The 3,530-nt window shown below is 73.7% G+C and carries 3 protein-coding genes; 2 read left to right on the top strand and 1 reads right to left on the bottom strand.

Features of this window, described 5'->3' with window-relative positions; translation table 11 throughout:
- Nucleotides 1-871: FAD-dependent monooxygenase (locus KN815_RS35455; protein WP_216345953.1), on the top strand; the 871-nt coding region annotated here is incomplete at its 5' end.
- Nucleotides 872-893: 22 nt separating this feature from the next.
- Complete coding sequence (locus tag KN815_RS35450) at nt 894-1,859, top strand: Gfo/Idh/MocA family protein (RefSeq protein ID WP_216345952.1); 966 nt, start codon at nt 894-896, stop codon at nt 1,857-1,859.
- On the opposite strand, the gene lnt is transcribed toward KN815_RS35450, so the two are convergent.
- Complete coding sequence (gene lnt, locus KN815_RS35445) at nt 1,771-3,294, bottom strand: apolipoprotein N-acyltransferase (protein WP_253209434.1); 1,524 nt, start codon at nt 3,292-3,294, stop codon at nt 1,771-1,773. The two genes, KN815_RS35450 and lnt, sit on opposite strands and share 89 nt — an antisense overlap.
- Between the last annotated feature and the right edge of the window lie 236 nt (nt 3,295-3,530).

Raw genomic sequence — 3,530 nt, 5'->3', positions numbered from 1 at the left:
CCCCGAGGGCGTGGTCCGCACCGGGGCCGCCGCCCGGCTCGCCGACCCCGGCGGCGCCGACCGCCCGGCCCGGGTCACCACCGAGGGCGGCGCGTACGAGGCGGAGCTCGTCATCGGCGCCGACGGCATCGACTCGGCCGTCCGCCGCACGCTCTTCCCCGGCCATCCCGGGCCCCGCTACGCCGGATTCACCACCTGGCGTGTCGTCATCCCCGCCCCCGACCGGCCGTTCGAGCCCCATGAGACCTGGGGGAGGGGCCGGATCTGGGGCACCCAGCCACTGAAGGACGGCCGGGTCTACGCCTACGCGGCGGCCGTCGCCCCGCCCGGCGGCCGGGCCCCCGACGACGAGCGGTCCGAACTGCTGCGACTCTACGGCGACTGGCACCGGCCCGTCCCCGACATCCTGGCCGCCGCCGCGCCCCAGGACGTGCTGCGCCATGACATCCGCTCCATGGCCGAGCCCCTGCCCGCCTACCACCGGGGCCGGGTCGCCCTTCTCGGCGACGCTGCCCACGCGATGGCCCCCACGTTGGGGCAGGGCGGCAACCAGGCCGTCGAGGACGCCGTCGTCCTCGCCCACCATCTGGCCCCCGGCACCGCCGACCCCTCCGCCGCCCTGGCCGCCTACACCCGCGACCGGCTGCCCCGCACCATGGACGTGGTACGCCGCTCGGCGCGCACCGCCCGCATGGTCACCCTCACCAGCGCCCCGGCCGTCGCCCTGCGCGACACCGCGATCGCCGCCGTCGGCCGCCTCGTCCCCGGTCTGGCCCTCCGCTCCTTCGACGGCATCGCCGACTGGCATCCGCCCACCCGCACGTATCCTTCGGGGGGCACGGCTCCTTCGGGGGCACAGCGGAAGACATGACCGAGGACTGCGGGGAGCACATATGAGGGTCGGCTGCGTCGGGCTCGGCGACATCGCGCAGAAGGCGTATCTGCCCGTGCTCATGGCCCGCCCCGGCCTGGAGCCGCATCTGCACACCCGCACCCCCGCCACCCTCCAGCGGGTCGCCGACACCTATCGCGTCCCGGACGCCCAGCGCCACACCGACCTCGACTCGCTGCTCGCGGCCGGGCTCGACGCCGCCTTCGTGCACGCCCCGACCGACACCCACGCCGACCTCGTCACCCGGCTGATCGAGGCCGGGGTGCCCACCTACGTCGACAAGCCGATCGCGTACCACCTCGCCGACAGCGAGCGGATCGTGCGGCTCGCCGAGGAGCGCGGGGTGAGCCTGATGGTCGGCTTCAACCGGCGTTACGCACCCGGCTACGCACAGTGCCTGGACCATCCGCGCGATCTGATCCTGCTTCAGAAGAACCGCGTCGGCCTCGCCGAGGACCCGCGCACCCTGGTCCTGGACGACTTCATCCACGTCGTCGACACGCTGCGCTTCCTGGCGCCCGGGCCGGTGGACCATATCGATGTGCGCGCCAGGGTCCGCGACGGGCTGATACACCATGTGCTGCTTCAGTTGTCCGGGGACGGATTCACCGCGCTCGGCGTGATGAACCGGATGAGCGGCTCCACCGAGGAGGTCCTGGAGGTCTCCGGCCAGGACACCAAGCGGCAGGTGCTCAACCTCGCCGAGGTCATCGACCACAAGGGCCAGCCGAGCGTGCGCCGCCGGGGCGACTGGGTGCCGGTGGCGCGGCAGCGCGGGATCGAGCAGATCACCGACGCCTTCCTGGACGCGGTGCGCTCCGGGCGGCGGATCGGCGCGAAGGACCCGCTGCGCACCCATGAGCTGTGCGAACGGGTCGTCAGGGACGCCCTGGAGTCGGCTGGTCTGTCCGCTGGTCCGGCGAATGGTCCGTCCCCTGACCGGGCGGCCGGTCCGTCCGCCGTCTGAGCACCCGGCCACCCTCGGCCGCGCAGAAGACGGCGAGCGCGGCCATCGCCCCGTACACCGGCCAGGGCCCGATCCGCACATACGGGCTCGCGCCCTGCCCCAGCGGCACCGTGTAGACGGTGGCCGCGCTGGTATGGGTGGACATCCGGGGGCCCACCGGCTCGCCGCGCGGCCCGAACACCGCGCTCTCCCCGGTCAGCGTGGCATGCACCATCGGCCGCCAGGTCTCGGCGGCGCGCAGCGCGGCCAGCGAGGCGTGCTGCGCCGGCGCCCAGCTCTTCTGGAAGGTCGAGGTCGAGGACTGGACGACGAGCACCTGCGCCCCGTCCCGCGCCAGGTTCCGGCTCATATCGGGGAACGCCGACTCGAAGCACACCAGCGGCCCGATCCGCAGGGAATCCGGGAGCTTCATCACCACCGGCCTGGTGCCCCGGTGGCGGTCCTCACCGGCCGCCTTGCCCACCGAGGTGACCCAGCCCAGCAGCGGCCGGGCCGGGATGTACTCCCCGAAGGGGACCAGCCGCATCTTGTCGTAGCGCTGCCCCGTCGGTCCGTGCGGCCCGATCAGCACCGAGCTCTTGTAGATCCCGGGCGTATCGCCGCGCCGCGCGTCCACGTTGACCAGCAGATCCGCGCCGACCGTCCGGGACAGCCCGGCCAGCCGCCGGCTCAGCCCCGGATGGGTGGTCAGATCCTGGGCCACGCTGCTCTCGCCCCACACCACCAGATCGACATGGCGGTCGGCCAACCGCCGGGTCAGCTCCGCGCTGCGCTCGAAGCGCGGCCCCGGCACCGGGATGACCCCCGGCTGCACCACCGCGATCCGTACCGTCCCGGGCTCCTTGGCCTGCGGCACCCAGGCCCACACCCCGGCCGCCGCCGCGCCGCACGCGGTGAGCCCGGCCAGCGCCACCGTACGGGCCCGGGCCACCGCGATCAGCACGGTCACCGCGACATTCACCACGACCAGCAGAAAGCCGAGCAGCCATACCCCGCCCACCGAGGCCAGCCGCAGCGCGGGCGCCACCTGCCACTGGCTCGCGCCCAATAGCCCCCAGGGCCCACCAAGGTATTGCCAGGACCGCACCAGCTCGGCCATCAGCCATACGGACGGCAGCAGCACCAGCGCCGCCGCCACCCGCCCGGAACCCGGGCGGCCGTGCAGCAGCCGGTGGGTCAGCCACCCCCAGGGCACCCACAGCAGCCCCAGCAGCAGCGCCAGTATCACGATGAACACATGCAGGCTCGGCATCAGCCAGTGGTGCACCGCGAGCAGGAACCCGGCGCCGCCCAGCCAGCCGTCCAGCATCGCGCGGCGGCCGGTGGGTGCCGCGCGCATGAGCAGCAGCCAGGGCACCAGGGCGATATACGCCCACCACCACAGCGAGGGCTCGGGAAAGGCCAGCGCGGGCAGCGCGCCCGCCAGCAGCGCCATCGCGCCGCGCCACCACCGGGAGGCGAGCCGCTGCTCCCACAGATCCCCGCCGTCGACCGGCCTTTGCACCTCGGGCGCCCCCCTCCTGTTAGCACAGGGCCAGTGTGCGGGAGTCAGCCGATCATGAACAGGGCAGGGGTGCGGCGTAGCGTGCTTCATGTCGGTTCCGGGAGGTCTTGTTCGGCCCAGATGAGCTTGCCGCCCTCGGTGTAGCGGGTCCCCCAGCGACGGGAGAG

It is taken from the genome of Streptomyces niphimycinicus, assembly GCF_018883605.1.
GTDB classification, from domain to species: domain Bacteria; phylum Actinomycetota; class Actinomycetes; order Streptomycetales; family Streptomycetaceae; genus Streptomyces; species Streptomyces niphimycinicus.
This window is presented reverse-complemented; position numbering and strand designations above follow the sequence as displayed.

What these genes read in the sequence shown, in the direction of transcription:
- KN815_RS35450 (WP_216345952.1), top strand. Translation starts at nt 894, where the DNA reads ATGAGGGTCGGCTGCGTCGGGCTCGGCGACATCGCGCAGAAGGCGTAT.
- lnt (WP_253209434.1), bottom strand. Translation starts at nt 3,294, where the DNA reads ATGGCGCTGCTGGCGGGCGCGCTGCCCGCGCTGGCCTTTCCCGAGCCC.